General features: G+C 45.0%; 23 protein-coding genes and 1 pseudogene. 8 read left to right on the forward strand and 16 right to left on the reverse strand.

The genetic code is table 11. The annotated features are described in order from the left end of the window. Window positions 1–218: 218 nt before the first annotated feature. The 14 genes and pseudogenes from B3157_RS02620 to B3157_RS02685 form a co-directional block, all read right to left on the reverse strand. Entirely contained in the window at window positions 219–662 is a 444-nt protein-coding gene (locus B3157_RS02620; protein ID WP_099830592.1) for a ferritin family protein, read from the reverse strand. A gap of 105 nt (window positions 663–767) precedes the next feature. Then, window positions 768–1043, reverse strand: coding sequence for a stage V sporulation protein S (locus B3157_RS02625; RefSeq protein ID WP_214060151.1), 276 nt, complete (start codon window positions 1041–1043; stop codon window positions 768–770). Between the two features lie 119 nt (window positions 1044–1162). Beyond that, on the reverse strand, window positions 1163–2317 hold the full coding sequence (locus B3157_RS02630) for a 2-oxoacid:acceptor oxidoreductase subunit alpha (RefSeq protein WP_214060152.1): 1155 nt from the start codon (window positions 2315–2317) through the stop codon (window positions 1163–1165). Next, the gene (locus tag B3157_RS02635) at window positions 2310–2534 is read right to left on the reverse strand and encodes a 4Fe-4S dicluster domain-containing protein (RefSeq protein WP_214060153.1); all 225 of its coding nucleotides are present in this window, start codon (window positions 2532–2534) and stop codon (window positions 2310–2312) included. Before B3157_RS02635 ends, B3157_RS02630 begins: the two co-directional genes overlap by 8 nt. A gap of 19 nt (window positions 2535–2553) precedes the next feature. Next, entirely contained in the window at window positions 2554–3675 is a 1122-nt protein-coding gene (locus B3157_RS02640) for a sodium ion-translocating decarboxylase subunit beta (RefSeq protein WP_214078405.1), read from the reverse strand. 58 nt (window positions 3676–3733) lie between these two features. Then, complete coding sequence (gene ppdK, locus B3157_RS02645) at window positions 3734–6376, reverse strand: pyruvate, phosphate dikinase (protein WP_214060155.1); 2643 nt, start codon at window positions 6374–6376, stop codon at window positions 3734–3736. 209 nt (window positions 6377–6585) lie between these two features. Further along, window positions 6586–7491, reverse strand: a pseudogene (locus B3157_RS02650) (glycine betaine ABC transporter substrate-binding protein). Then, window positions 7491–7961: an ABC transporter permease gene (locus B3157_RS02655; RefSeq protein ID WP_292588660.1), complete on the reverse strand. Its 471-nt coding sequence runs from the start codon at window positions 7959–7961 to the stop codon at window positions 7491–7493. Before B3157_RS02655 ends, B3157_RS02650 begins: the two are co-directional and overlap by 1 nt. A gap of 487 nt (window positions 7962–8448) precedes the next feature. After that, window positions 8449–9624, reverse strand: coding sequence for an MFS transporter (locus tag B3157_RS02660; protein ID WP_214078406.1), 1176 nt, complete (start codon window positions 9622–9624; stop codon window positions 8449–8451). A gap of 231 nt (window positions 9625–9855) precedes the next feature. Then, window positions 9856–11118: an ABC transporter substrate-binding protein gene (locus tag B3157_RS02665; protein WP_214078407.1), complete on the reverse strand. Its 1263-nt coding sequence runs from the start codon at window positions 11116–11118 to the stop codon at window positions 9856–9858. A gap of 38 nt (window positions 11119–11156) precedes the next feature. Next, a complete protein-coding gene (gene coaE / locus B3157_RS02670; protein ID WP_214060625.1) occupies window positions 11157–11732 on the reverse strand; it encodes a dephospho-CoA kinase in 576 nt (191 codons plus the stop codon). Further along, window positions 11729–11986, reverse strand: coding sequence for a hypothetical protein (locus B3157_RS02675; RefSeq protein ID WP_214078408.1), 258 nt, complete (start codon window positions 11984–11986; stop codon window positions 11729–11731). The genes coaE and B3157_RS02675 overlap by 4 nt, the downstream gene beginning before the upstream one ends. After that, window positions 11983–13347, reverse strand: a complete 1365-nt coding sequence (locus B3157_RS02680) for a glucose-6-phosphate isomerase (RefSeq protein ID WP_214060623.1) — start codon at window positions 13345–13347, stop codon at window positions 11983–11985. The genes B3157_RS02675 and B3157_RS02680 overlap by 4 nt, the downstream gene beginning before the upstream one ends. A 12-nt stretch (window positions 13348–13359) precedes the next feature. Next, window positions 13360–13872, reverse strand: a complete 513-nt coding sequence (locus B3157_RS02685) for an adenine phosphoribosyltransferase (RefSeq protein ID WP_214060622.1) — start codon at window positions 13870–13872, stop codon at window positions 13360–13362. 130 nt (window positions 13873–14002) lie between these two features. On the opposite strand from B3157_RS02685, the gene B3157_RS02690 reads away from it, so the two are divergent. From B3157_RS02690 to B3157_RS02725, 8 genes are all read left to right on the forward strand, one after another. Next, window positions 14003–14497: a complex I 24 kDa subunit family protein gene (locus B3157_RS02690; protein ID WP_349680356.1), complete on the forward strand. Its 495-nt coding sequence runs from the start codon at window positions 14003–14005 to the stop codon at window positions 14495–14497. Next, the gene (locus tag B3157_RS02695) at window positions 14497–14874 is read left to right on the forward strand and encodes a (2Fe-2S) ferredoxin domain-containing protein (protein ID WP_099830576.1); all 378 of its coding nucleotides are present in this window, start codon (window positions 14497–14499) and stop codon (window positions 14872–14874) included. Before B3157_RS02690 ends, B3157_RS02695 begins: the two co-directional genes overlap by 1 nt. Window positions 14875–14891: 17 nt before the next feature. After that, window positions 14892–16691: an NADH-quinone oxidoreductase subunit NuoF gene (locus B3157_RS02700; protein WP_214061112.1), complete on the forward strand. Its 1800-nt coding sequence runs from the start codon at window positions 14892–14894 to the stop codon at window positions 16689–16691. Window positions 16692–16762: 71 nt separating this feature from the next. After that, window positions 16763–17266 carry a complex I 24 kDa subunit family protein gene (locus tag B3157_RS02705; protein WP_214061113.1) on the forward strand — a complete coding sequence of 168 codons (504 nt, stop codon included), beginning with the start codon at window positions 16763–16765 and terminating at the stop codon, window positions 17264–17266. After that, window positions 17263–18879 carry an NADH-quinone oxidoreductase subunit NuoF gene (gene nuoF / locus B3157_RS02710; protein ID WP_214061114.1) on the forward strand — a complete coding sequence of 539 codons (1617 nt, stop codon included), beginning with the start codon at window positions 17263–17265 and terminating at the stop codon, window positions 18877–18879. Before B3157_RS02705 ends, nuoF begins: the two co-directional genes overlap by 4 nt. 66 nt (window positions 18880–18945) lie before the next feature. Next, the gene (locus tag B3157_RS02715) at window positions 18946–19758 is read left to right on the forward strand and encodes a transglycosylase SLT domain-containing protein (protein WP_292588668.1); all 813 of its coding nucleotides are present in this window, start codon (window positions 18946–18948) and stop codon (window positions 19756–19758) included. After that, window positions 19755–21242 (forward strand): glycoside hydrolase family 13 protein, encoded by a 1488-nt coding sequence (locus B3157_RS02720; protein WP_292588670.1) that lies wholly within the window; start codon window positions 19755–19757, stop codon window positions 21240–21242. Before B3157_RS02715 ends, B3157_RS02720 begins: the two co-directional genes overlap by 4 nt. Continuing rightward, window positions 21239–22141 carry a DMT family transporter gene (locus B3157_RS02725; protein WP_292588671.1) on the forward strand — a complete coding sequence of 301 codons (903 nt, stop codon included), beginning with the start codon at window positions 21239–21241 and terminating at the stop codon, window positions 22139–22141. Before B3157_RS02720 ends, B3157_RS02725 begins: the two co-directional genes overlap by 4 nt. On the opposite strand, the gene smc is transcribed toward B3157_RS02725, so the two are convergent. Together smc and B3157_RS02735 are read right to left on the reverse strand one after the other, a co-directional pair. Then, on the reverse strand, window positions 22138–25662 hold the full coding sequence (gene smc, locus B3157_RS02730) for a chromosome segregation protein SMC (RefSeq protein WP_292588673.1): 3525 nt from the start codon (window positions 25660–25662) through the stop codon (window positions 22138–22140). The two genes, B3157_RS02725 and smc, sit on opposite strands and share 4 nt — an antisense overlap. Continuing rightward, the gene (locus tag B3157_RS02735; RefSeq protein WP_292588674.1) at window positions 25649–26698 is read right to left on the reverse strand and encodes an elongator complex protein 3; all 1050 of its coding nucleotides are present in this window, start codon (window positions 26696–26698) and stop codon (window positions 25649–25651) included. The genes smc and B3157_RS02735 overlap by 14 nt, the downstream gene beginning before the upstream one ends. Between the last annotated feature and the right edge of the window lie 143 nt (window positions 26699–26841).

A 26841-nucleotide genomic window follows, 5' to 3' on the forward strand; every position in this document is an offset into this window, starting at 1 on the left:
AAATCTAACTCAAAGGGAGGTGTTCTTAATCTCCTTCAATTCGATTTTGAATAGATTCTATTTTGATGCATTGCGACGGGTCAATCAAATACTTTCTCTTGATGTCCTCCACAAAGATACTTAACTGCGGAAACCACATTCATTCACCCAGTATAGAGACTCGCTCTTAGAGATCCTTGGCACTTTCACCGTTTGGGAGCCCATTCCCTTAACAGTCTCTATAATGAACCGTAAAGCTTCACTAGATCATGGAGATGCCTTCGTTCTTCCTCAATTATCTCTTTGAGCTCCTTACTGTTGGGTATAAAGGAAGCGAGATCTGAATAGAATATAATGCTGTCCTTTTCCACTTCCATTGCACCACTGATAGCTTTGCTCATATTCTGAGGGACCTCTGACGATTCAATTCGAGGGAAAATGGATATCTCTGCATAAGACTTCAAATAACCCACATTGTCGTCCCAATCCTGGGCTGTTGGTTCGTTTTCCACATTCTTCAGAATATCTCTGAATATTTCTGCGTGCTCCCTTTCCTGCACCGAAAGTCTTGAGAAAAGATCTCTTACTTCCCCAGAAGTTCTCTCACTAAGCTTCTGATAGTATGAATAACCTGCACTTTCGATCTTGAGGGCTATACCCAGCATATCACTTACTGTAAGCATCTAATACCTCCTCATTCAGCTAACCAGCAACTATCTCGTAGTCTTCCAACAAAAAAGGAAGAGATCAACGACCTCCCCCCGACTTATGAGATTACAGAACCCTCATTACTTTTCTTCGTCTTTCTCCGAAATAATCTTAATGGTGATCCCCGTTCGCATCTCTTCGCCAATCTGAATCTCCACAAATCCAGGGACCATGGACACCTTAGTACCCTGTTCTCTGAGGAATCTAGAAGCGATGGCTACTGCCTTCACAGCTTGATTCACAGCACCAGCGCCAATGGCCTGAAGTTCTACTTGCTCGTTCTTTGAGATGACCCCGGCTATGGCACCTGCAACCTTGTTAGGATTAGATTTAGAACTGACCTTCAGGATTTCCATTGAGATTTCCTCCTTTTGCAGGTAATTTCGCTGTTATTCTACCACAGAGGCCGCTGAATTAGCAAAAGTTTTAACATACTGTTCGCAAAAAGAAGAAAGAATCGACAAAGACGTTCATTCTACAGATCCATTATTTCCGACTTAACCCTTGATATAGCATCAAGGACTTCTTGCGGAGTGATAAGCTCTCCATCAACTTTGCTTAAGTGCTCAATCTTTGCACCGCGCTTGTTCAATCTAGACACTTCATAAAGAATTTGTCCAAGGTTCATCTCTGCAACAATGACGGCACTTACTCTCTTTAGAAGCTGCCTCAGTCTTGTACTCGGGAATGGCCAGATAGTCACTGGTTTAAAGAGACCTACATTGATCTTATCCTCCCTCGCCATCTTTACAGCATTTATTGCACTTCTGGCAACTGAACCGTAAGCGAGTACAAGTATCTCTGCATCCTCAGTCATGTATTCGTCGTACATAACTATCTCATCGCTATGCAATCTTATCTTATTGTCTAACCTCCTCAGGAGTCGCGAAGAATCAGATGGCGAACCTATTGGAAAACCAGACTCGTCGTGCACTAGACCGGAAACATGAAACCTTGACTTCCCCATCTTAACAAGTGGAGTTGCCATCATCTGGTCATCGCCTTCGAAGGGGTGGAATATATCATCGTCAGCCATTTCCATTTCACCGACCCTCTGTACTTCCATGATTTCAGAATCGTGTGGCAAATATACACTCTCACGCATATGACCTAGGATTTCGTCCATCAAGAAAATCACAGGTGTTCTGTATAACTCAGCATAGTTGAAAGCCGTAATTATATATTTGTATACTTCTTCAACATTCGAAGGATATATTGCGATGATCTGGTGGTCGCCGTGAGTGCCCCATCTCGCCTGCATTATATCTCCTTGTGCCGTCTTCGTGGGCATGCCGGTAGACGGGCCACCCCGCTGAACGTTGACTATGACTGTAGGTGTCTCAGTCATGGCTGCATACCCAATCGCTTCTTGCATTAGGGAGAAGCCCGGACCACTCGTTGCAGTCATTGATTTCTCGCCGGCAAGTGACGCCCCTATTATCGCAGCGGCGCTTGCTATCTCATCCTCCATCTGAATGAACGTTCCTCCAATCTTCGGAAGCTCCCTAGCCATAGTCTCCGCAATTTCGGTCGCGGGCGTAATAGGATAACCTGCAAAGAATTTGCACCCAGCTTTTATAGCCCCAAGCGCACATGCTTCATCTCCTTGAAGCAGAACGAACTCACGCATCTTCTTTCACCGCCTCCAATTCCTTAACATCAATCGCGAAATCCGGACAGGCGTTTTCGCACATTAAACAACCAATGCAGGTTTTTTGGTCAATGATCTGCGGCCTGCCAAGCTCTCCCTTTGTGATTGTCTTGGTGGGACATATCCAATAACAAATCCCACATCGCTTACACAGAGTATGATTGATATTCACCTGATATTGCTTCTTCACAGCCATGACATCCTCCCGCACCAAATCATATTATTGAAAGGAATACACCCGCAGCAACCGCCGATCCGATGACTCCTGCGATATTCGGACCCATAGCGTGCATCAGGACGAAGTTCGTCGGATCCTCCTCCGAAGCAACCTTCTGAGCAACTCTTGCAGCAGTTGGAACTGCCGAGACCCCGGCGGCACCGATCAAAGGATTTACCTTGCTCTTACAGAACAGATTCATAAACTTCGCGAAGAGAATCCCCGAAACAGTTGCAACAACGAAGGCTGCACAACCCAACCCCAAAATCATTATACTCTCCAGTGTTAGAAATATCTTGCCATCAGCCTTTGCTCCTACTGAAACACAAAGCAAAATGATCACAGTATCGGAGATGTATTTGCCCGAAGCTTCAACCAGTCTCTTTGTTCTTCCGTTTTCCCTAAGAAGATTACCGAGCATCAACATTCCTACCAGAGGGAGCGCCTGAGGAACAATAAGAGAGATCCCAATAGTCGCGACTACCGGGAAGACAATTCTCTCTAGCTTCGAAACCTTTCTAAGCTTCTTTCCCATTGTTATTGCCCGTTCTTTACGAGTAGTAAATAGTCTCATTATCGGTGGCTGAAGAACTGGTATAAGAGCTATATAAGAGTAGGAAGCGATCGCGATTATTGGAAGAAACTGTGATTCCATAATGCTTGCAACATAGATTGAGGTTGGTCCGTCCGCACCACCAATTATCGCTATGGATGCCGCATCCGAAAGGGAAAAACCCAGAAAATTCGCTGCAAGAAAAGTTAAAAAAATCCCTATCTGTGCAGCAGCACCCAAAAAGAGAGTCTTAGGGTTTGCCAGCACGAAAGAGAAGTCGGTAACAGCGCCAATGCCAAGAAATATCAAAGGTGGATAGATCCCCAGCATCAATCCCTGCTGCAAAATCCACATGATCCCGGTTCCGGGAGTGAAGACACCGGTTACTTCCGGAGGGATGTTTGCAATAACCATGCCAAAGGCAATTGGAACAAGAAGAAGTGGTTCGGCATCCTTTGCAACCGCCAGATAGATTAGAATTCCCGCGATTACAAACATAACCCAGTTTTCCCAGCTTACCGTAGCGAATCCTGTCTGTGATAGATATCCCGAGATTAACGCCGTCATGATAGGCAAACCTCCAAAATAGTAAAGACCGTGCCCTCAGGCACGGTCTGAATAATCCCTAACGATTCTTTACTACTGCCTGAGCTGCTGCAAGTCGAGCAACTGGAACTCTGTAAGGTGAACAGCTAACATAGTTAAGACCTACAATATGACAGAATTCAATAGATGAAGGCTCTCCACCGTGTTCGCCGCATATTCCGACCTTCAGATCCGGCCTAACTGAGCGTCCTCTCTCAGTTCCCATCTTCACAAGCTGACCTACTCCAAATCTGTCGAGCTTCTGAAATGGATCGTTCTCCAGAATCCCCTTTTCCATGTAATGTCCAACGTATTTGCCGTAATCGTCTCTACTGAATCCGTATGTCATCTGAGTTAGATCATTGGTTCCGAAGCTAAAGAACTCTGCTTCCTTGGCAATTTCGTCTGCAGTCAGTGCCGCTCTCGGAACCTCAATCATTGTACCCACTTTGTATTCAAGATTCAGCCCTGACTTGGAAATAATCTCATTAGCCGCATTCACAATGATCGATTTCACGTACTTAAGCTCCTTCAGCTCAACGATCAGAGGAATCATTATCTCGGGAATCACTGATTTTCCTTCTTCAACCAACCTCAACGCAGCTCCAATTATCGCTTTGGTCTGCATTTCAGCAATCTCGGGATAAACTACAGCCAACCTGCATCCCCTGAATCCCATCATCGGATTGAACTCATGAAGATCTTCGATTGTCTCCTTTAGTTCCTGATATGTCATACCCATCTCTTCGGCTAACTCTTTTATATCCTCTTCTTCTTTTGGAAGGAATTCGTGAAGTGGCGGATCAAGAAGTCTGATCGTAACGGGGAGTCCTTCCATGGCCATGAAAATACCGTAGAAATCATCTTCCTGCATAGGGAGAAGCTTCGCAAGAGACTTCTCTCTCTGCTCTTTGGTATTTGATGTAATCATCTGTCTCACAGCAAAAATCCTATCCTCCTGGAAGAACATGTGTTCCGTCCTTGTGAGTCCAATTCCTTCCGCTCCGAATTCCCTGGCTACCTGTGAATCCTTAGGAGTATCTGCGTTAGTTCTAATTCCGAGCTTCCTGATCTCATCGGCCCATCCAAGAAGCTTTGCTAGCGGACCTTCCAAACCCTGAGGCTTAACTGAATCCAGCTTTCCCATGAAAACCTCTCCAGTGGTCCCATCAATGCTTATCCATTCTCCTTCTCTTATTGTCTTCCCGTTAACTTTCATTACTCTGGTTTTCTGATCTACTTCAACGGCTTCACAGCCCACAATGCAGGTCTTTCCCATTCCTCTGGCTACAACCGCAGCATGTGAAGTCTTTCCACCAGTCGAGGTGAGGATTCCTTGAGCAGCAGCCATTCCGGCTATGTCTTCCGGAGAAGTCTCCGGCCTCACAAGGATCACAGTCTTACCCTCTTCTCTCACAAGTCTTTCAGCAGTATCGGGATCGAATGCAACTATACCTGCTGCCGCTCCGGGCGATGCTGCGATACCTTTGGCTAGAACTTCTGCGCTCTCCATAGTCTCCTTCGTGAAATATGGGTGGAGGAGCGTCTCGATATGCTCAGGTGTAACTCTCATGATCGCTTCTTCCTTTGAAATCCTTCCCTCTTCTGCCAGATCAACTGCGATCTTCACGCTCGCATATGGTGTCCGTTTCCCATTTCTGGTCTGAAGCAGATAAAGAGTTCCGTGCTCAACGGTGAACTCGATATCTTGCATGTCTCTATAGTGGTTCTCCAGTTTAGTAAATATTTCCAGGAGCTGGTCATAAACTTCAGGATTAATATCTTGAAGTTTTGTTAGAGGGAATGGCGTACGCGTTCCGGCAACAACGTCCTCTCCTTGAGCGTTCGGCAAATACTCTCCATAGAATTGCTTCTCGCCGGTATTAGGATCTCTCGTGAATGCGACTCCCGTTCCACTATCTTCTCCCGTGTTGCCAAAAACCATTGCCACAATGTTAACCGCAGTTCCAAGAAGTTCTCCCTCTTTCACGCCATTGAGGGCCCGGTACTTTATTGCTCTCTCGTTCATCCAACTTCCAAATACTGCATCAATCGCCATCCACAATTGTTTCCATGGATCCTGAGGGAACTCTTTGCCGGCCCTCTTGTAGACCTCAAGATACCTCTCTACAACGTCTTTCATGTTTTCTGCATCCAAGTCTGTATCAAGCTTAACTCTCTTTTCCCTTTTCACAGAAGCCAGCGCATTTTCGAACTCGGAGTGCTCTATCTTCAGCACAACATCGCCAAACATCTGAAGAAATCTCCTGTAAGCGTCATAACAGAACCTGGGATTGCCCGATTCCTTGATCATGCCGTTAACCGTTTCGTCGTTAAGACCAAGATTGAGGATAGTATCCATCATGCCGGGCATTGAAATCGCCGCGCCAGACCTTACAGAGACAAGTAAAGGTCTCTCTGCAGATCCGAATCCTTTTCCTGTTTCCTCCTCCAGTAGCTTTACGGCTTCCTGGACATCCTTTTCCAAAGTAACCGGATATGTCTTCCCGTGATCGTAGTAATACTTGCATACCTCGGTAGAAATAGTGAAACCCGGGGGAACAGGTATCCCTATCTTAACCATCTCAGATAGATTGGCTCCTTTTCCGCCGAGAAGGTTTTTCATTTTCGCGTCGCCTTCGGCTTTCAACTTTCCAAAATAGTACACATACTTCTCTGACACTTTGTTTCCTCCCTTCCTGAAAGCATATTCGAATGATTATATCATAGCCAGTGAATCGGGGTGTTTAGCTACCTTTCTAATGTTGAAGGTCTCTTTCCACTGCGACTTCTGTTCAGAAAAGTTGAGAAGAATAGTGACTTCAATTCTGAGGATGTTGGAAAAAAAACAGAGCCGCCATGAGGCGGCCCTAAAACTTAACATTTGCTAACTTAATCTATTAAGCCTAATCCCTTTAGGAACCCTTCGGCAACTTCATCTGGCTCGTAACCTCCTGCGTCCACCAGGTAATTCAGCCTGATCATTATTGGTTCTGTAAGATAGACAAATATTGGCCTTAAGATCTCCTCAATCTCAGGATGGCTTTCAAGAACTTCCTTACGTACGGTTACGGCAAGATTATATGACGGGAAGAAATTCTTAGTGTCTTCAAGTACAAGCAAGTTGTACTTTTCCAACTTTCCGTCAGTAGAGAAGACCATGGCGATGTCGATCTGCTTTTTATCAAGTGCCTCATAAGTCAGCCCGATCTCCATTGTCTTAACCTGCCTCTTCTCGACAGAAAACTCGTAAGTCTCACTCATAGGCCAGAACCCATCATCTCTTTCAAGAAATTCGTACACGATTCCAAAGAGAAGATCAGGGTCATCGTTAGTTAGTTCAGCGAGATCTTCAAAAGTCTGCAGTCCATGCTCAGCAGCGAAATCTCTTCTCACAGCTAACGCATATGTATTATTGAAATCAGCCATGTCAAGCCATACGATTCCATTTTCGAGATCTTCCGCCTTCACGGCTTCCTACAGAGCCAAAGGATCTCTAATCATCTTTTCATGCCCTAGATATGTGGGCCAGGCTGTTCCAGTGTAGTCAGCATATAGATCGATCTGCCCGGTTTCGAGTGCACTTCTTGCAACGAACGAACTCATTCCAAAACTCTCAGTCACCCTGAACCCAGCATCTCTAAGAAGCTGTGATATCATGCTACTGACGATGTACTGTTCTGTGAAGTTCTTTGCTCCAACATTCAGTCTTGTCTGACCAAACGATAGAGTTGTCACGACTACAATTAATAGTGCTACTATTAGCAGTCTTTTCAATTTAGACACCTCCGTGTTCATTATGTTCTGAGGCCTTTCGAAGTCAGTGCTTTTTCCGAAAGGCCAAGGATTATATCAACAGCCACAGCCAGTAAGGTTACTGGTATGGCTCCGGCAATTATCATTGGGCCTCTTGTCATGCGAAGTCCCGTGAAGATGATCTCCCCAAGGCCACCTGCGCCAATTGACGCGGCAATAGCAGCAGTACCGGTATTTATCGTTGCAGAACTTCTGATCCCTGAGAGCATCGTTGGAACTGCCACCGGCATTTCTACCTTCCACAGTATCTGCCTGTTCGTCATCCCCATTCCTTTGGCCGCCTCTATCATTCGAGGATCAACTGAATTCACAGCTACTACTGTATTCCTTATAACAGGCAGGAAAGAATAGATCACAAGGGCAATAACCGCCGGTGTGACACCAATACCTGCTTTCAGCGGAGCAAGCAGAACGACCATATAACCGAAGAGAGCTAGACTGGGAATCGTCATTAGGATGCCTGCTCCATAGAGAGCTATCGACTAAACCCTCTTATTCCTTGAGACGATTATCCCAATGGGTACTTCAATTCCAATCGCAATAGGTACCGCTATCGCGATGATCTTTATGTGATTCAGCAGCTCTATCAAAACGAGGTCGTAGTTTCTTCCCAGATGCTAAAAAAACCCCATATGCTTCTCCTTCCAGAAGTTCCGACAAAGAGCCGGAGAAAACTTTGTGGCCAAGACCTTCCCCCAAGAAACAGCTATTCACTTTCAGCATCAAGATTATCTTATGATCCGAATTAAATGGATAATGCTAGTTTGGACAGGATCTTAACCAGAATAATTTAATCAATAGACTATCATTGCATACCTGCTATATCACATCTAGCGAGTGTATCTCAAAGAATATGGCATGAATAAATGAAGAGTAGCGAAATTTGTGAGGTTTGTTTTAAGAGCATTATGCGCTAGAAATAACTGTTAATTAAGTTAATCACCGCTTAATGCTAATTCTCTTTATGAAGGTCATTTGACTTACGATAATCACCGTCATAAGGACTGAGGCCATGATTCCCATACTCTTGAGACTCGTCCACACTTGAAGAAAATACCCCCCTAGAAGCGGACCAACACCAAAGATCACACCAACCATCGACTCGTGAAATCCTCCCTGCTTTCCGTGATCATCGTCCTGCGAATTGAGGCCATAGAAAATCGCAAACGTATAGGGAACAGCATATGTGGCACCAGAAAACAGAGTCGACAGAAAGAACGTGAGTGCCGTTTCGGGCATAAAAAAGGTTGTAATTGCTGCGACAAATACTGCCGTCATAATAAATAGAGATACTCGTGGACTACCAACCCAGAAGCGAAAGAAACTCATGAATATGAACGACAGAAAGACCCCAATGTTAGCACCTACAGTTAGGAAGCCAACACTTTCCAGCGGGATCCCCGTTGAAGATATTAGCTTGGGAAATAGAGCCATTCCACTCGTATAGATAACACCGGCAAGCAGAAAAGTGACCCTATAGACCCTTCTGTAGTCTCGTATATTGGGCAAGTCGATTTTGCCAAAGGACTCTTTCAGTCTAGAATCATAAGGACCGGGAAGCAACTCACCATACTTCTTCATATGGTATCTTATGTGAATAGCGCCGAATAGACTGAGAAGTATGCCGTAAGCGAAGACCGCTATTGGATATCTTTGAATAAGGAAAGGACCGAGCGCCATTCCTAACATGTTTCCGGCACTCCAGGAAAGAACGAAACGAATAACGGTTGCAGCGGGATCGACTCCTTCTGCTCTTTCTGACTTTGAAAGCAATCCCTCAATTGATGGAAAGAAAAAGCCGAAGAATATGTTCATTCCTATCGCAGATACGACCAAATCAATCGGATGTGCCCAGAAGAACCCGTATACGAGTGAGATCGCCATAATAATCATTCCAGAAGAGAGATTCCTCTTGAAGCCAGTCCTGTCACCCATCCTTCCAAACACCAGAGCAGAGAAAACATAGAATAAGCAGCCCAAGAAATTTATCAGACCTATCGCTAGGTACGACAAACCCCACTCTGCGGCCTTTGTATTTATCGATGAAGTAAGCAAGTAGAGTAGTATCGAAAAGGAGAATGCATAGAAGTTGAATGCGTGGAAAAAGCTCTTCATCACTGTACCGCCTCTCTTAAAGGTTTAATAAGGAAGATCTAACAGAGCATTGGACTGTAAGTATTCTACCCTATCAGATATCACGCGTCACGGTTGCGAAGTCAACACTCTCTAGCATCTACGGAACTCTTGCCCTCTTTGAGCGCCGAAACTATTGTTCTCCTTGTTTTCCTGGACATAATCCAATTGAAAAAGGAGGCCGAAGGCCTCCTTTTTCGATAGTGCATTTATCTACTGTTCAGCCACTTTTCGCAGGATTTCTTGTTCAGCCCACGCAAGACCTTCTTCGACAGTCCTCTTCTGGTTTATCACATCTCCTACCATAGTTCCAAGAACAGTCCTTACATCGTCCCACAGTGCAACATTAGGATCAACCGAGCCAAACGGGATCTGACTGATTGGAACAAGTACAGTTGGGTTCTGTTCTTCATATGCCTTCCACTGGGGAGTTGTCAGAGCGATCTCCGTTACTGGCATGTATCCTGTTTTTACGGACCAATATGCCTGGATTTCCGGGCTAACGAGATACTTCATGAACTTCCAAGCAGCTGCTTTTTGCTCCGGTGTGATGCCGGTGAACATAACAACGTCCGTTCCAGCGAACGGTGGTGCCTGAACCTTCCACATAGGAACTGGAGCCCATGCCCAGCCGTGCTTTCCTCTGGAACCGGAGTCAACATAAGAAGCGGATGCGATCGTCTCAACGAACATAGCTATTTGGCCATCTCCAAACGGGGCGTCCAGGTATCCGCCCTGAAAAAGCGCAACCTTGTAGGTGTGAGCCATATCGTACATTAATTGAAGCGCCTCTTTAGCTTCAGGCGAGTTAATTATGACATCAACCGAACCGTCTGGCTTAATTTCAATTGCTTCCCCGCCATTGGCCCTCAAGAAAATCATGAAGTGATCGATCGTCGTTCTGAACCCGAAGCCATATTGATCAATCTGTCCGTCGTTGTTCTTGTCTTCAGTAAGCATCATCGCGGCAAAGAGAAGATCATCCATGGTCTTTGGTACTTCCAATCCGTATTCTTCAAAGAGATCTGTGTTATAGTACAGCACATATGTACTCTTGTTGAAGGGAAGACCGTAGACAGTATCTCCCCATGTGACCATTCTCTTAAACGGGTCCCAGATTGCAGCCCATTCCTCATCGGTTAATCCAACTTCTGGATCGGAAATTAGCGAATTCAACTCCTGAACAGCACCTCGTGGTATTAACCTCGCGGTCCAATTACCATATGCCTGTGAAAGAGCGGGGAGGGTTCTACTTTCTGCGCTTACTAGCAGCTTCTGCTGCAAAGCACTGTAATTTCCCACGTAGATCGCTTTCACCTCAATGTCGGGGTTGGCTTCGTTGAAAGAATCTACAATTTCGTTGACCGTCGTTCCCTGAGCACCACCCATCGCATGCCAAAACTCAATCTCAGTCGCAGCAAGGGTGAACACCGAAAAAGACGCAATTAACAGAGCTAGAATAAGTTTCTTGCGCATTTCCCTACCTCCTTATAAGAAATGTCTAAGTAAACCAATTATACCATTATGCCCCATTCAAAAAGAACCTCCATAGTTGTTCTGAAAGTCTCTTCAATGGAGCCAGACGTTGAAACAACAACATTTGCTAACTCTCTATTGCGATCGAGATATGATTGCGAAGAAAGTATTGATTTGGCTTGAGATTCACTTATTCCTCTGTTCACAAGTCTTTGAACAGCTTCTTCATCTGCGCACTCAAACCAGATAATCTTGTCACAATAGCTAGATAGCCCGATTTCATGAATCAGCGCACCATCAAATAAAAGGAGATCGGAATCGCTTCTCTCAACAATTTCCAGTGCCTTCTTCTTAATAATCGGGTGTACTATCTGATTGAGTCTGTCCAGCAAGCTTCCATCTCGGAATACAATCCTAGAAAGCTTCTTTCTGTCTACTTCGTCACAGGTAAGAATCCTTTTTCCAAATGAGCAAACTATCTCTTGTTTCGCTTCGATCAAAGAACTGTGACCAATTTCGTCAAGGGAGATCCGTTCGATACCAAGTTTTTCAAGACGCTCAGCTATCGTGGATTTGCCACTTCCGGCTTTGCCAGCAAGCCCTATAACGGTCAAAGAAGCTTCTCTCCTGATTCGATAACACTCATCACCACTCTTGACATATCACTGTCTGCACTCTCGAGCTTCTTTCTTTCTTCGGGACTGATAACGATAATATCAGCCTCAATCTCTTCCATCTCTCCGATTTTCTGCAAGAGATTCTCAGGTTCCAATGAAACAATAACAAAAGTGGGTATTGCCTCTCCGGCAGCATAATACGCTTCCTCTACCGAAAAACCGTCGAGAACTTTCATAAGCTCTGATTTCATAACTCGAACCTCCAGGAGGTCTTCTCCTCATATCTATCCCTTACTTCTTCGTATCCCTTTCTTCCCATGAAAGCGTAAGTCAGTTTCTTTCCAAGCTCAACTCCCGGCTGATCATATGGATTCACTCTAAGAAGAAACCCCATAATTGCGGTCTGTATCTCATATGAGACGATAAATTCGCCAACATGTACCTCGTCAATCTGCGGGAATGTGACCGCGATATTTGGGACGCCGTTTGCCGCAAGAGCGATCGCCGTTCCCTTGAGTTCCGCATTAAGCAATTCTCCTACTTCTACTCCATTCAGATAGGACAAAGCCTCGATATCGGAATGAATGAATGGTATTGTAAGCTGATTACCGAAGTCCTCTACCTTGATTAGAGTAACTATCTTATCCCTTGGTCCTTCACTGTAAAGCTGTACTTGAGAATGTTGATCAATTGCCCCCAGAGACTTCACGGGAGTCTGCCCACAGTGGACAATCCTTCCTGAGACATCGAACTTCTTTCCTAGAGATTCGGCCCACAATTGTCTGTACCAATCAGCAAGTGTATAGAGCCTGTTTGAGTACGGCATCATCACCGATATATTGTGTCCCTTCTTCAGGTAGGCGTAGTGAATCAACGCACTTACGGCAGCGGGATTCGATTTCACATCCTCTCTTAAATACCTCTCTTTTCCGAATCTAGCACCCTCGTATAAGAGATCGATATCTATTCCTTCTGCAGCGGCCGAAAGCAAACCAACTGGAGTCAAAACACTGAAGCGACCTCCAACATCCTCTGGAATCGTCAAGGTTCTAATTCCCTCACTGTCGGCAATTTGTCTCAGGACTCCGTTTTCCTTGTCCGTCGTGAATATGAAGTGGTCTTTCACAGGAAGATCGAGCTTCTCAAGCAGGCCCCTGACGACCAGATAGTTTGCCATGCTCTCCGCAGTTGTTCCAGACTTGGAGATAACATTGAAAACGGTTTTTCCTAAATCCAGTTCTCCGAGAATCGCCGTGATCATATCGGGATCTACATTATCAAGCAAGAATACCCTGGCCTTTCCAGCTCGCTTGTCTCTTTCATAGAGATTCCAGTTGATGGGTTTTAGTGCAAAATGCAAAGCCTGGTTTCCCAACGCAGAGCCTCCAATCCCGATGACAACGAAATTGTCGAACTTCTCAATCCATGATCTCAATGCCTTTACTTCATCGATGATCTCATCATCTTCAAGTATTCTGAGAAAACCAGGAAGGGGGAGGAAGATCTTCTCGAAATTCGCAGATAACGTCTTCCCAATCTCGGTCATCTCATCAAAGGCCAGGCCGCTTTCAAGTGTTTCCCTGAACGCAAACGAGAAGTCATATTTGAGCATTTCAAACCTCCGTCAATAAGTGATTATTGTCTCTACATTGTAGCCAGACAGTTTCTTTCTGGGCTCCAGGAATCCTAACTCCGCAAGGCAAAGAATTCCGACGACTTCTCCTCCACTGTCTTCGATGATGCGAGCGATAGCTTCCATAGTCCCCCCCGTGGCAAGAATATCGTCGACGATTAGCACCTTATCTCCATCACCAATCGCATCCACATGCATCTGAAGGGTTTCTCTGCCGTACTCCAATTCGTACTCGATTTCCCTGGTTTTGTAAGGGAGCTTTCCGGGTTTCCTGACTGGAACCAGTGCCTTCGCCATTTCAAAAGCAAGAGGAGCGGCAAAAATAAAACCCCTTGCTTCAGGTGCAACCATTATATTGAAATCGAACTTTCTTGCTTTTTCTGACAACTGCAGAATGCACTCTCTAAAAGCAAGCGGATCCTTTAACAATGGAGTGACATCCTTGAAAACCACGCCTTCCTTTGGAAAGTCTGGAACGTCACGCACAAAGGCTTCTAGATCCATCTAATCTCCTCCTTATAGAGCTCCTTTGACATGGGTTATTTTAACACAGGAATCAGCCCATTTCTCTAGGTGCATGTTATAATGCATGTGTGAAATAAATAACATTCTTTCCTCAAAGGAGGTGCAAGATTTGTCTCTCGTAAATTGCCCGGATTGTCAGAAGCTCTACGATGAACTTGATGAGTACATTGCTTCAGTAAAAGACAACACGGGCGTTCTCATCAATGTACTTCACAAGGCGCAGGAAGTCTTCGGTTATCTATCTGAAGAATTGCAGCAACACGTATCCGAAAAATTGGATATTCCGTTGAGTCAGGTATATGGAGTTGTAACTTTCTATAATTTCTTCAACATGAAGCCAAAAGGAAAGAACCAGATAAAGGTCTGTCTAGGAACTGCCTGCTATGTTAAGGGCGCAGATAAGATACTTGAGAGGCTCCACGATGAGCTGAAAGTCGAGATGAATGAACCGACCTCCGACGGACTCTTTTCGATTCACGCCGTAAGATGTCTCGGCGCCTGTAGCATGGCTCCGGTAGTTCTGGTCGGTGAAGACGACTATTATGGAAGAGTCACCCCTGATGAAGTATCAAAGATTCTAGACAAATATAGGAGGGCCGAGTGATGGCAAAGATTAAGAGCCTTGAAGAGCTCATGAAAATCAAAGAGAACGCGATGAAGGGTCTTAAGATGCGTGACTCAGGCAAGAGAGGCAAAGTGATAGTTGCTATGGGTACCTGTGGAATTGCAGCAGGCGCAAAGGATACACTTAGGGCCATCGTAGATTCACTCGATGAGAAGGGGGTCGACGATGTTTCTGTCGTGCAGTCCGGTTGCTTCGGCCTTTGCGATGTCGAACCGACTATTGAGGTTCACTTGGAAGGAGCTGAGCCGATAATCTACGGGCATGTTACCCCTGCTCAGGCAAAGAGAATCGTTGAGCAACACATTGTCGGTGGTAAAGTTGTCGGAGATCTCATAGTGAAAAGAGGAGAACTTTAACGAAGAGGTGATTAAGGGTGCCCGTTGTTGAAAACACGGTACTTATTTGTGCCGGAGGGGCTTGCATTTCTGCAGGCGAGAAGAGCGTTAAGAGTGTATTTGAAGAAACCCTGAAGAAGTATTCATTAGATGGTGTAGTTAGGGTAGTGGAGACTGGATGTATGGGTGCTTGTGACCTCGGGCCGATCCTCGTAATCTATCCTGAAGGGGTGTTTTATCAGAAGATTACGGCAGAGAGTGCAGCCCGAATAGTCGAAGAACATATTCTAAAGGGAAGAGTAGTCGAAGAGCTTTTATATAAAGGCGACTCTGGAGAAATGAAGGAAAAGCCTCAGGAAGAGCTTCCTTTCTTCACTGAACAAGTAAAGATCGCAACAAGAAATCTAGGTGTAATTGATCCTCTTTCAATAGATGAGTATATTGCAAGGGACGGTTACTTTGCACTACATAAAGTTCTTTTTGAGATAGGTCCCGATGATGTTGTTGAAATACTGAAGAAGAGTGAATTGAAGGGACGAGGAGGAGCAGGCTTCCCCACTTGGATGAAGTGGGACCTGACTAAGAAGGCAAAGGGAGAAACAAAATACATCATATGTAACGCAGATGAAGGCGATCCTGGTGCATTCATGGACAGAGCCGTTCTTGAAGGTGACCCCCATACAATTGTTGAAGCTATGACCATCGCTGCCAGGGTTGTTGGGGCCCAGAAGGGTTTTGTTTATGTTAGGGCCGAATATCCACTTGCAATTGAAAGGTTAACCCACGCCATGAAGACAGCAAGGGAATACGGATTCTTGGGCGAAAGCATTCTCGGAACTGACTTCTCATTCGATCTAGAAATCAGAATTGGTGCTGGTGCGTTCGTCTGTGGAGAAGAGACGGCTCTCATAAACTCAATAGAAGGCAGAAGAGGTATACCGAGAGTCAAGCCTCCCTTCCCTGCCAGCAAAGGATTGTGGGAAAAACCAACCCTTTTGAACAATGTCGAGACATATGCAAACATCCCCCCGATAATCATAAATGGCGGCGAATGGTTTAGCCAGTATGGTGTTGAGGGATCAAGAGGGACCAAAGTCTTCGCTCTGGCCGGAAATGTGAAGAACACAGGACTGGTGGAAGTACCGATGGGAATTACTTTAAGGAAATTGATCTATGAGATTGGCGGAGGTGTTCCCGGAGGAAAGAAGCTTAAGGCGATCCAGACAGGTGGTCCTAGTGGAGGATGCATTCCATTAGAATTGATAGATACGCCAATAACATATGACAATATGAAGAAACTCGGCACGATTATTGGATCGGGCGGGATGATAGTTATGGACGAGGACAGCTGCATGGTAGATGTTGCTAAGTATTTCCTCGAGTTCACCGTTGAGGAGTCTTGCGGTCAGTGCACACCTTGTCGGGACGGAACGAGAAGGATGCTTGAAATTCTCGAAAAGATAACAGAAGGAGAAGGATCCATGAACGATCTACAGCTGTTAAAAGATCTTGGCGAGAATATCATGGCGACTTCACTTTGTGGGCTTGGCCAAACCGCTCCACAACCTGTGATTTCAACGATGCGGTATTTCTGGGACGAATACGAGGCTCATGTCAAACAAGGAAAATGTCCTGCAAAGAAGTGCAAGACTTTGATGAGGGTTGTAATCGACAAAGAGAAATGTGTAGGTTGTACAGCCTGTGCGAGAGTCTGCCCGGTTGACGCAATAAGCGGTTCGGTACGGAAACCTCACGAAATAGATCCGGAAATCTGTACGCGATGCGGAAGTTGTCTCGCAGTTTGTAGATTCGGTGCAATTAGCAAGGTATCACCATAAAAGGTTTACAAGAACCCCCTTGAGCGGGGGCTCTTTTGCTACTTCGAAGAGGGTTGAAGGGAGGAACTTGTATGTCTGTTGAGGACGTTCATGAGATAGTATCGAGAATCTACGAAGACGTAAGCAGCCAGAGTCTTGAAAGGGGCGATGTGCTTATTAATACTCTTCATGCGATTCAGGATCACTACGGCAATTTTATACCAATAGAGGCAGCCGAAGCACTGAAAGAAGTGACAGGAACACCTCTTTCAAGGATTTATGAAGTACTGACTTTCTACACAATGTTTGCTACTCATAAGAGAGGGAAACATGTAATAAGAGTTTGCAAGAGCCTTCCATGCCATGTTACAGGCGGTCAGGCGGTGATTGACTCTTTAAAATATAGACTGGAAATAGATTTCGGTGAGACTACAGAAGACGGCCTTTTTACCCTTGAGGAAACGAGTTGCCTGGGACTATGCGGAGTCTCCCCTGTAATGATGATAAATGATGAAGCTTATGGCAATCTCACTCCTGAAAGAGTCTCGGAAATCATAGATGAAATAGTGTCAAGAGAAAGGAGTGAGTCATTGTGAACAAACCGATAACCGTCCTCGTATCGATTGATTCGAACAGTTTGCTACTAGGTGCAAGACACTTCAAGAACTACCTAAGCACCCTGACCGAGAACTACAATCTCACTTCTTTGGTAGAGGTGCTTGAAACAGGCTCTTTTGGAGATTATGGAAGAGGGGTTCTCTTCTTGATCCTGCCTGACAATGTTATGTACTCTGTCAAGACTGAAGCTGACATAGAAAAGATGGTTACTGAGCACCTTCTGAAGGGTCGAAGAGTCAGAGAATTGATTGTTACAGACTTCGAAGGTGGCGGACATGTTCACGCTGGCAAGGCATCTGAAGAAGAACGTATTGTCCTCAGAAACGCAGGTTCGATCGATCCAAAGAATATCGAAGAATATATTGCTCGTGATGGCTATCAAGGTCTTGCCAAAGCCCTACGAATGACTCCAGAAGCCGTTATTGAAGAACTAAAGAAGAGCAACCTAAGAGGAAGAGGTGGAGCCGGTTTTCCTACAGGACTTAAGTGGGAATTCACCCAGAAGGTTCATTCAGAGGAGAAATTTGTGATCTGCAATGCAGATGAAGGTGAGCCAGGAACGTTCAAAGACAGATTGATAATGGAAGGCGACCCGCATTCCGTAATAGAGGGCATGACAATTGCAGGTTATGCAGTGGGCGCCAACAAGGGTTACATATACATCAGAGGAGAATATTTCGAATCCGTTGCAAGCCTTAGAGATGCAATCAGTAAAGTCTATGAGTATGGCCTTCTCGGTCAATCAATACTCGGAACTGAATTCTCATTTGATCTATCTGTGAGACTGGGAGCAGGTGCCTATGTCTGTGGAGAAGAGACTGCTTTGATAGAGTCTATCGAAGGTAAATCCGGAAGGCCAAGACTTAAACCGCCTTATCCGCCGGTAAGCGGACTATATGATAAGCCGACAGTTGTTAATAATGTGGAGACATTTGCGTGTGTTCCTCCGATAGTCGACAAAGGAGCAAGCTGGTTCAAATCTATTGGGACCCAGTCATCACCTGGAACAAAGGTCTTCTCTCTGTGTGGTAATTTGGTGAAAAGAGGAATAGTTGAAGTCCCCATGGGCACTTCTGTTCGAGATCTTGTTCACAAGTTCGGTGGAGGAATACCGAACGGAAGAGCTTTGAAAATGGTACAGACCGGCGGTGCTGCAGGTACTTTTATCAGATCCGAAGAGATGGATGCAGAACTTGATTTCGACTCGTTCAAAAAGTATGGTGCATCTCTAGGTTCGGGTGTTATTCTTGCAATTGATGAGACCCACTGTGCAGTAGATACAGCAAAGAATCTCATGGAGTTCTTCGCCCATGAATCTTGCGGAAAGTGCTCACCATGTAGAGAAGGAACTCATGTAATTGTTCATATTCTGAATGAGTTCTCGAAAGGGAGAGGAACTACAGAGATGCTCAGTCAGCTATATGACATATCTGAAACTATGGAAGACTCTTCTTTCTGTGGTCTAGGACAATCGGTACCTGTACCCTTGAGATCTATCCTGGATAGATTCAAGGAGGAATTCCTTGCCCACGTAGATGCTCCGCAGTGTCCTGTTGGTGTCTGCAAGTTCGAAAAACCAAAGAAGAGGTAAATACGTTGAAATCTTTGGCCGGGGCGACCCGGCCTTTTCTCTGCTATAATTGCCGAGAGGTGGACTATGGACAAAGGTAAGAAGACTGATCTAATTGTGCTAATGATTCTGCTTGCCTCGATAATCACTATTGCACTAATACTCACTTCTCTAGGCGAAAAGAACAAGCTCGAGAGAGTTGCAGCTCTGTCTGTCCTCTACAATGCAGGCTTGGGCGCTGATTACAAGACTTTTCTCAATAGCCCCACCTACTTGTATGATGATCGAGTACTTGATGCCTACAGCTACTTCACCGACAAGAACCCTTCAAACGAACTAATGTTAAACAATTCGATTAGAATGCATAATCTGCCTGAAGAAAGGATTTTCGAATATAACTCCGCCCTTAAAAAGCTTACACAGGCCAGAACGAAAAAGGAGTATCCTGATCTAGAAAGAAAAGTAGCTTCGTTGATTGAATCCAGCAAATTGCTTTCCGATAGATCGGATCTCTTTAGAAGACGCCTTTCAGAGGAGATCTACGATTCGCTTGTCGAGTTCGGCGGTACGAAGGTAGAGATTATTATCGGTGGAAGAGTTCGTACTCTAGATCTCTCCAAGCTCGATCCGGCGGTGGTGCTGTCTATTATGACAGTTGAGTCATCATTGAATCCATTTGCTTTGATGGAAGAGAGAAGCATCGACGAATCCTTTTCATCATACGTCTATTCGAGAGGACTCATGCAAATCTACGAGATGACTCTCTGGACTCTGAATTCATGGTTAAGGCAATCTCAAATAAACATCAAGCCTGAAGAACTCTGGTCTGTAAGAAACAATATCTTTCTTGGAATGGTATACCTCGCGTATGCCAATGAGCTGCTAGAGGAGAGAAGATGAGAGACTGGAAGAAGGATGCAATTGTATATCAGGTGCTCCCCGATAGATTCAATTTGGGCAATGGAAAGACTGTCTTTCAGAAGAAAGAGGAAGGGTACTATTCGCTCCCCAAACAAAAGGTCAAAAGTTGGGAAGAAAGACCTCTCCCTTCAATTGACGGAAGTCACCAGTATGATTTTTGGGGAGGAGACTTGATCGGCATAGTCGAAAAACTTGATTACATCAAGGAGCTTGGAGCAAACACCGTTTACTTGAATCCGGTATTCTGGGCTCACACAAATCATAAGTACGACACAATTGATTACTTCGCTATCGACCCCGATCTTGGCACTGAAGAAGACTTTGTTGCCCTAATTGAGAGTGCCCACGCAATGGGAATTAGAGTTGTACTTGACGGAGTGTTTAATCATGCTGGCATTGCTGGAAGGTGGTTCAATGGGCTGGAGATCTTCGATGAACCGGGGGCTTTTCAAGGCAACGAAAGACTGATGGAGTACTTCATAAGGGGAGAGAAGGGATTCAGGGGTTGGATGAATTCCGGTAATCTTGTCGAACTGAACCTGGAGAACCCCGATCTTGCGGAAATCATTTTCAAGGGAGAGGAATCAGTGTTGCGTCATTGGCTCGACATGGGAATCGATGGCTGGAGGCTAGACGTTGCATATGATCTGGGTCCTGAAATTCTGAAGGAAATAGTCGAAAGAACAAGATTTGCTAGACCTGATTCGTGCGTGATTGGTGAGATATGGAATTACCCAGGGAGCTGGCCGGAGCGATCGGGTCTTGATGGGCTTATGAACTACTACTTCAGGTTGATAATATGGGAAGCTCTGAACGGTTTTGTTTCAGGGAAAGATGCAGTTAACATTATTAATGATGCAGTTAGAGATGCAGGCCTGGAATTCCTGTCGAAGTCCTGGACTGTCCTTTCTTCACACGATGTACCGAGACTGAAGAACGAGCTTGGATCCATAGACAGAATCAAAGCAGCGTTGATTCTCCAGTATTGCCTTCCGGGCGTCCCTTTGATCTACTATGGGGAAGAGTTAGGTATGGAAGGAGGCAACGATCCGGAGAATAGGGCACCAATGAAGTGGGAGCACACGTGCCAGGAGATTGAGACCTTGAACTTATACAAGACTCTGAACACCATTCGTTCAAGCAAACCATCTCTCCGGTCGGGCGACTTCAAACCTCTAGTCAGCTCTGATCATTCTCTAATCTCATTCAAGAGAACAACTGGAATTGTTGATGATCTTTTAGTCTGCATCGTAAATCCTACAGAAAAGAATGTAAGGTCAAGAGTATTTCTGCAAGAGGGCTTTCTCATGAATGGAACGGAGATGAAAGACACTATTGCAGGAAAGGCCTTTAGTGCATCCTTTGGGACGATAAGTATTGACCTTCACCCATACGAGGCTCTAATACTTGAACCTGTGATCTCTAGATCCAACGCAGATTACTCCCCATACAAGAGAGTATGAGAAGAACAAAAAAAAGATCTTTCGGTCTCGTAATTCTTGCAGCGACAGCTATGATCTGGGGAGGATCGTATATATTTACGAAGGTGGCCGTTGAATCACTGCCACCAATGCTACTAGCGTATATAAGATTCTCCATAGCGGTCGGTATACTCTTTCCGTTGTCTACACGGAAAAGAGGTTCGTTTAGGACCATCGATCACAAGAATGCTGCTTTGGCTGGATTATTCGGAATCACGTTCTATTTCCTGTTTGAAAACTACGGACTGACTTTGACGAACGCTTCTGATGCTTCTCTCATCGTCTCCACCGCACCGATTCTGACAATAATTCTCTACGATGTTGCTACGAAGCGATTCGATTTCTTGGAGTATTTTGGGGGTTTAGTAGCTTTTGCCGGACTCTTTGTAATCATCTTCTCAGGGAGATTCTCCGAAGGCTCTAGTACAGTTGGAAATCTCCTCTCCTTTGGGGCTGCAGTTTCATGGGCTGCCTACACCTTTTTCTACGAGAAGATACACAACAGCTCAATATGGACTACTCTGGAAATAATGCTTTGGGGTCTTCTCTTTTCATCACCTCTCGTGGTAACTGAGGTGTTCATTCTAAACAAACCCGTTGAGTTTTCTCAAGGTGCAGTAAGAGGGATTCTCTTTCTTAGTGTATTCGCCTCCGCTCTTGGGTACATAATGTGGAACAAAGGCATAAATCTTTGGGGCGGGAAGGCAGCAACTCTCTGGGTCTACACCATTCCTGTGTTCACAATCATTGCAGATATACTCTTTCTAAAGAACTCCCCCTCTCTTATGTTCTTCTCGGGATCAGCACTCATTGGTATTGGAATGCTTGTAGTTATTTCAAGGGAGTCTAGTCATTTGACTGCTACAAACGGAAAAGATTAACCGATTACAGTCTCAACCGATTTAAGCTCTACTGGAATAACTCTTGAGAGACCATCTGTCATCGTAACTCCGTGAAGAACGTTGGCAACTTCCATAACAAGTTTGTTGTGGGTGACAACAAGAAACTGAGTATCGGTAGCATGCTTTCTCAACAGCACCCTGAACCTCTCCGCATTGAAGTCATCAAGAGGAGCATCTACCTCGTCTAAAACGTAGAAGGGGCTGGGCTTTATACTCAATAAGGAGAACACTAGTGCAATACCGACAAGTGCTTTCTCTCCTCCAGAGAGAAGTTGCAGCTTCTGAACTTTCCTTCCGGGCCTCCTTACAGTTATTTCCAAACCGGTCTCAAGAAGATCTTCACCCGGGATGATTTTGATTTCTCCTTCCCCACCGTCAAAAATCTCCTTAATGTAATGGCTGAAGTTACTGTTCACGTTGTTGAACGTCTCCATGAAAATGTTCTTGGCCTTCGCATCAGTCTTATCAATCAGCTCTATCAACTTCACCTTGGCCTCTTCCAGATCTCGCTTCTGCTCATCGAGTTCCTGATACTCTTTATCCACAACTCCATACTCGTCTATTGCCTCAAGATCAACACTGCCAAGAAACTTCAGCTTGTTTTCGTAATCATCAAGCTCCACTTTTACATCTTTAAGGTTCTCTTCTGACAGGATCTGAATCTCGCTCGCATCTTCTTCAAACTCTTCTCTTACCCTTGAGAGCTTCATTTCACTTTCCTGAATATGCATTTCGATTTGATGAGATTGCTCACGAAGCTTCTCTCTTTCATCCTTCAACCTGGTAATCTCTTCTTCGGCCTCCTGAAGGGCTGATAGTCTTTGCTCCTTCCCCTCTCTTTGATATCTAATGCTGGAGAAGAGATTCTCTGTTTCCTTCTTGACCGATGAAAGCTCCCGTTCCTGATCGGCTACTTGCTTTCTTAGGCGTTCTGTCTCCGACTCAAGCTCAGTTACCTCCCTAGACAGGAGCTCAATACTTTCCTGATCATTCTTCTTCTTCTGAATTAGAGATGCGTGTTCCTTCGTATACTGTTCATGTTTCTCATATAGAGTTGAAAGCCTTAATCTAGTGTCTACTATTGTCTCTTGGAGCTGTTCAAGAGCCTTTTTCTGTTTCTTCAACTCTTCGGATTCGGCCTCGACTTTCTTTTCCAAATCCAATCGTTCTTCTCTCAGAGAAGTCTGCTCTCCAACAAGAAGCTCCTTCTTTCTCGAATTCTCCTCCAACCTTCTTGTATACTCATTCTCGAGCTTAGTTAGTTCCGATATCTCCTCTTCAACTTCCTGTGCAGATTTAAGGAGCTCACTAATCATTCTGTTTATCGCGGCCCCTTTGGAGGCAAGTTCGTTCAGCTCTTCCTGCAATGTCTTAAGGTAGCCGCGAACTTCAATAGTCTCATCTTTCAGTTTACCTATCTGCTTACCACCGAGCTGGATCTCTTTCTCAAGTTCCGTTTCTCTCTCTAGAAGCTCTTGAATTCTTCGTTTTCTCGAAAGCAAATCGGTTCTCGTCTCTTCCCCAATGAAGCCACCAGTAATCGAACCGCCAGCACTCAACAATTGACCGTCAACAGAGACTATTCTTCCCGAGAAGCCTGCTTCCTTCCTCATCTCGATTGCATCATCCAAACTTCTGGCGACAACTGAATTCGCAAAGAGATACACCGGGAGCTTCTCGAAGCCAAAGGGAATATCAACCAATCTGGCTGCGTAGTTTATGAATCCAGGATGCGACTCCACTTTGGTGAAGTTCCTGAAGTTCCCTTCAATCATGTCCATAGGAAGCAACGTAACACGGCCGATCTTATTTGTCTTGAGAAACTCGATGACTCTCTTTGCGGTTATGGAATCATCAACTACGATATCTTGCATTCTATAACCGAGAAGAATAGTTATCGCAGTTTCGTATGATTCTGGTACCTGGATGAGATTCGCAACCACATCTCTCAGGCCTGCAAAACTATCCTTTCTCGAGAATACCTCTCTCACAGCCTTGGAAAAACCCTGATACTCTTCCTGTTGTCTTTCAAGTAGGGATCTTTCCATTTGAGAACGCCTTAACTCATTTTCATCTTTAGAGAGTTTCTCTCTTGCTTTCTCAAGCTCCGTATCTAGTTCATTCAGACGTTCTCTTGACGCACCAATATCTCCCTCAACTTTGCGCTGCTTCTCGGTGCTTTCCTTACCTTGTTTGGCGAGTGATTCAGTCTCATCTTTGAGAGTCTCAAACCTCGCGCTCTTAGCTTCAAGCTGACTCTCGATTAACCTTAGTCTCTTGCCCGTATCCTCACGGCTGTTATCGAGTCTCTCAAGCTCATTCTCTATCTTGGAAAGCCTTTTCGAGATTGACTCAAAACTCTCCTGGTGTTTCAGCCATTCTCGTTCACGCGCACTGTAATTCTTCACCAGCGAGTCTCTCTCTTCTTCAGAAGAGGAAAGGGCGGCTTCTTCATCAGAGATCTGCTGCTCAAGACTATCAATAATCAGTTTGATCTCATCCTTTCTCTTATCGAGATCATCGATTTCCGATCTGAAATTATCTATCCTAGTGGAGACTTCAATTAGTCGGTTCTCTTTCTCACTCAATCTTCGAGTGTACATTTCTTTAAGCTCGAGCAAGTCATTCTGACGTTTTTTATATTCTTCAAGAAGTTTCGTAAAACCCTCAATCTCCTTGTCGACCTCAGAAAACTCCGCCCTCAGGGCCGACCAGTTCGATTCACCTTCAATTAGCTTTTTCTGAAGATCCTTCAGTTCATCTCGTGCTTTGTCAAATCTTTCTCTCAGACTAATAAGCTTCTCTTCTTCCAGTCTTGCGATATTGCCAAAGTAAAGGTTCTTGAGTTCCTTTTGTTTCGCAGAATACTCAACAAACTTTTCTGCCCTCTTCGCTTTCAGATATAGCGACTTCCTTTGCTTGCCAAGCTCAAAGATAATGTCTTCAAGCCTGCTCAGATTCTCTTCGGTTGCCGCCAGTTTCCCGAGTGCTTCCTTTTTCCTCTCCTTGTAAACAGCCGTGCCTGCGGCCTCTTCAATGAGAGCCCTTAACTCGTAAGGTGAGGCTGTCACGACCTTATCAACCTGTCCCTGACCAACAATCGAGTAGATATCCATCCCTACTCCTGTCCCCTGGAACAACTCTCTGATATCTCTCAGCCTAGACTGCTTGTCGTTAACTTTATACATCGACTGCCCGTCCCTGGAAATCTCTCTTGCTATTGAGAAGGTCCCTTCCTCCGACTCGAACACCAGTCTTACTTCAGCAGAGTTTGATGGCGGAAACCTCTCCGAACCGTTGAAGATCACATCCTCTCTACTGTCAGCACGGATGTTCTTCATCGACTGTTCTCCGAACATCCATCTTATTGCATCCACAACGTTCGACTTGCCGCTTCCATTCGGCCCGACCACAGCTGTAATTCCCGATGATACGTCAAATTTCGTCGGCATGGCAAAGCTCTTGAATCCCTTGATGTAAACTGAATCAAGCTTGAGCATAGACTCCCCCCAGAATCCTTTCCCCGATAGACTTCATGTAGAAAGGCAAATCGATATCCTCTCCATTCTCGACAAAGGAGATTGAAATCCCCTCTCTAAATGCCCTTGCGAGAATTCCCTTGTTATGGCCTGTGAACCATTTGCTGTTCGATCTATCAAGGCAAAGAGAGCGACGATTATTCTGCACGCAGAACTCTCTTAAGATCTCAAACATCAGCCTATCTCTGACAAGTTCCCCAAGAGCAGGGTGAAAAGGACCTGCAACTACATTTGCCACCTGTCTTCCGTAAAGACAGATCCCTACTCTACTAACTTTCACTTCAGACAGCAAAAGCAAAAGGTACATCTTCCATAGAATCTCAAGTGACTCTTCAATTCCTTTCGGCGTAAATCCTCCAAGATGATACTCTTCTTCGAGAATCGATCCTTTCAGTACAACGACCGGATGAAGCCTCACACAAGATGCACCGACTCTGATTGCTTCCTTAGTCGAGAACATGTCCTTCGCCTCGCAATCTCCAGATAATCCTGTCATCAAATGGATCCCGTAATCAATTCCATTCTTTCTCAATAATCGAGCGGCTTCGTAAATCTCGTTTGTGCCATGATCTCTGTGACACCCTCTCAGAACATCGTTGTCGAATGACTGAACTCCTAATTCCACAAAGGTTATTGGGTAAGATCTCATACGATTAATCGTCTCTTCAGTAAGCAGTCCCGGCGAGGTGGAGAATCTTATACCTCCAATGATTCCTTTCTTGAATAATCTGTCTGCAATTTCAAGGTACATTTGCTGACGGCCTTCACCTGAAAAGGTGCCGCCATAGAAAGCCAGTTCTGCCTTATGGGGATCCCTGAAAAACGAAAGGTATCTCTCGACAGTTTCATGAACCTCGGCTTCATCGGGAAGTCTACTTACTCCCGTAGCCGAATGTTCATTACAGAAAGTACACCGCGTTCTGCAACCCTCATGTGGAACGAAAATCGGAATGATATTCATGCTAATATTATAAACCGATCGAGCGCTATTTAACAAAGATACTTCAACAAATCTTAAACAGCGTGCTTTTCGTGTTACTTTTCAGGTGGTACAATCAAACAATCAGGAGGAATGATTATGGTTCATAATGAGTCTTTATATGGGAATAGAGGAGTCGATAATAATTCCTGGCCGGGATC

The sequence above is a fragment of the Mesotoga sp. UBA5557 genome (genome assembly GCF_002425715.1).
Lineage (GTDB): Bacteria > Thermotogota > Thermotogae > Petrotogales > Kosmotogaceae > Mesotoga.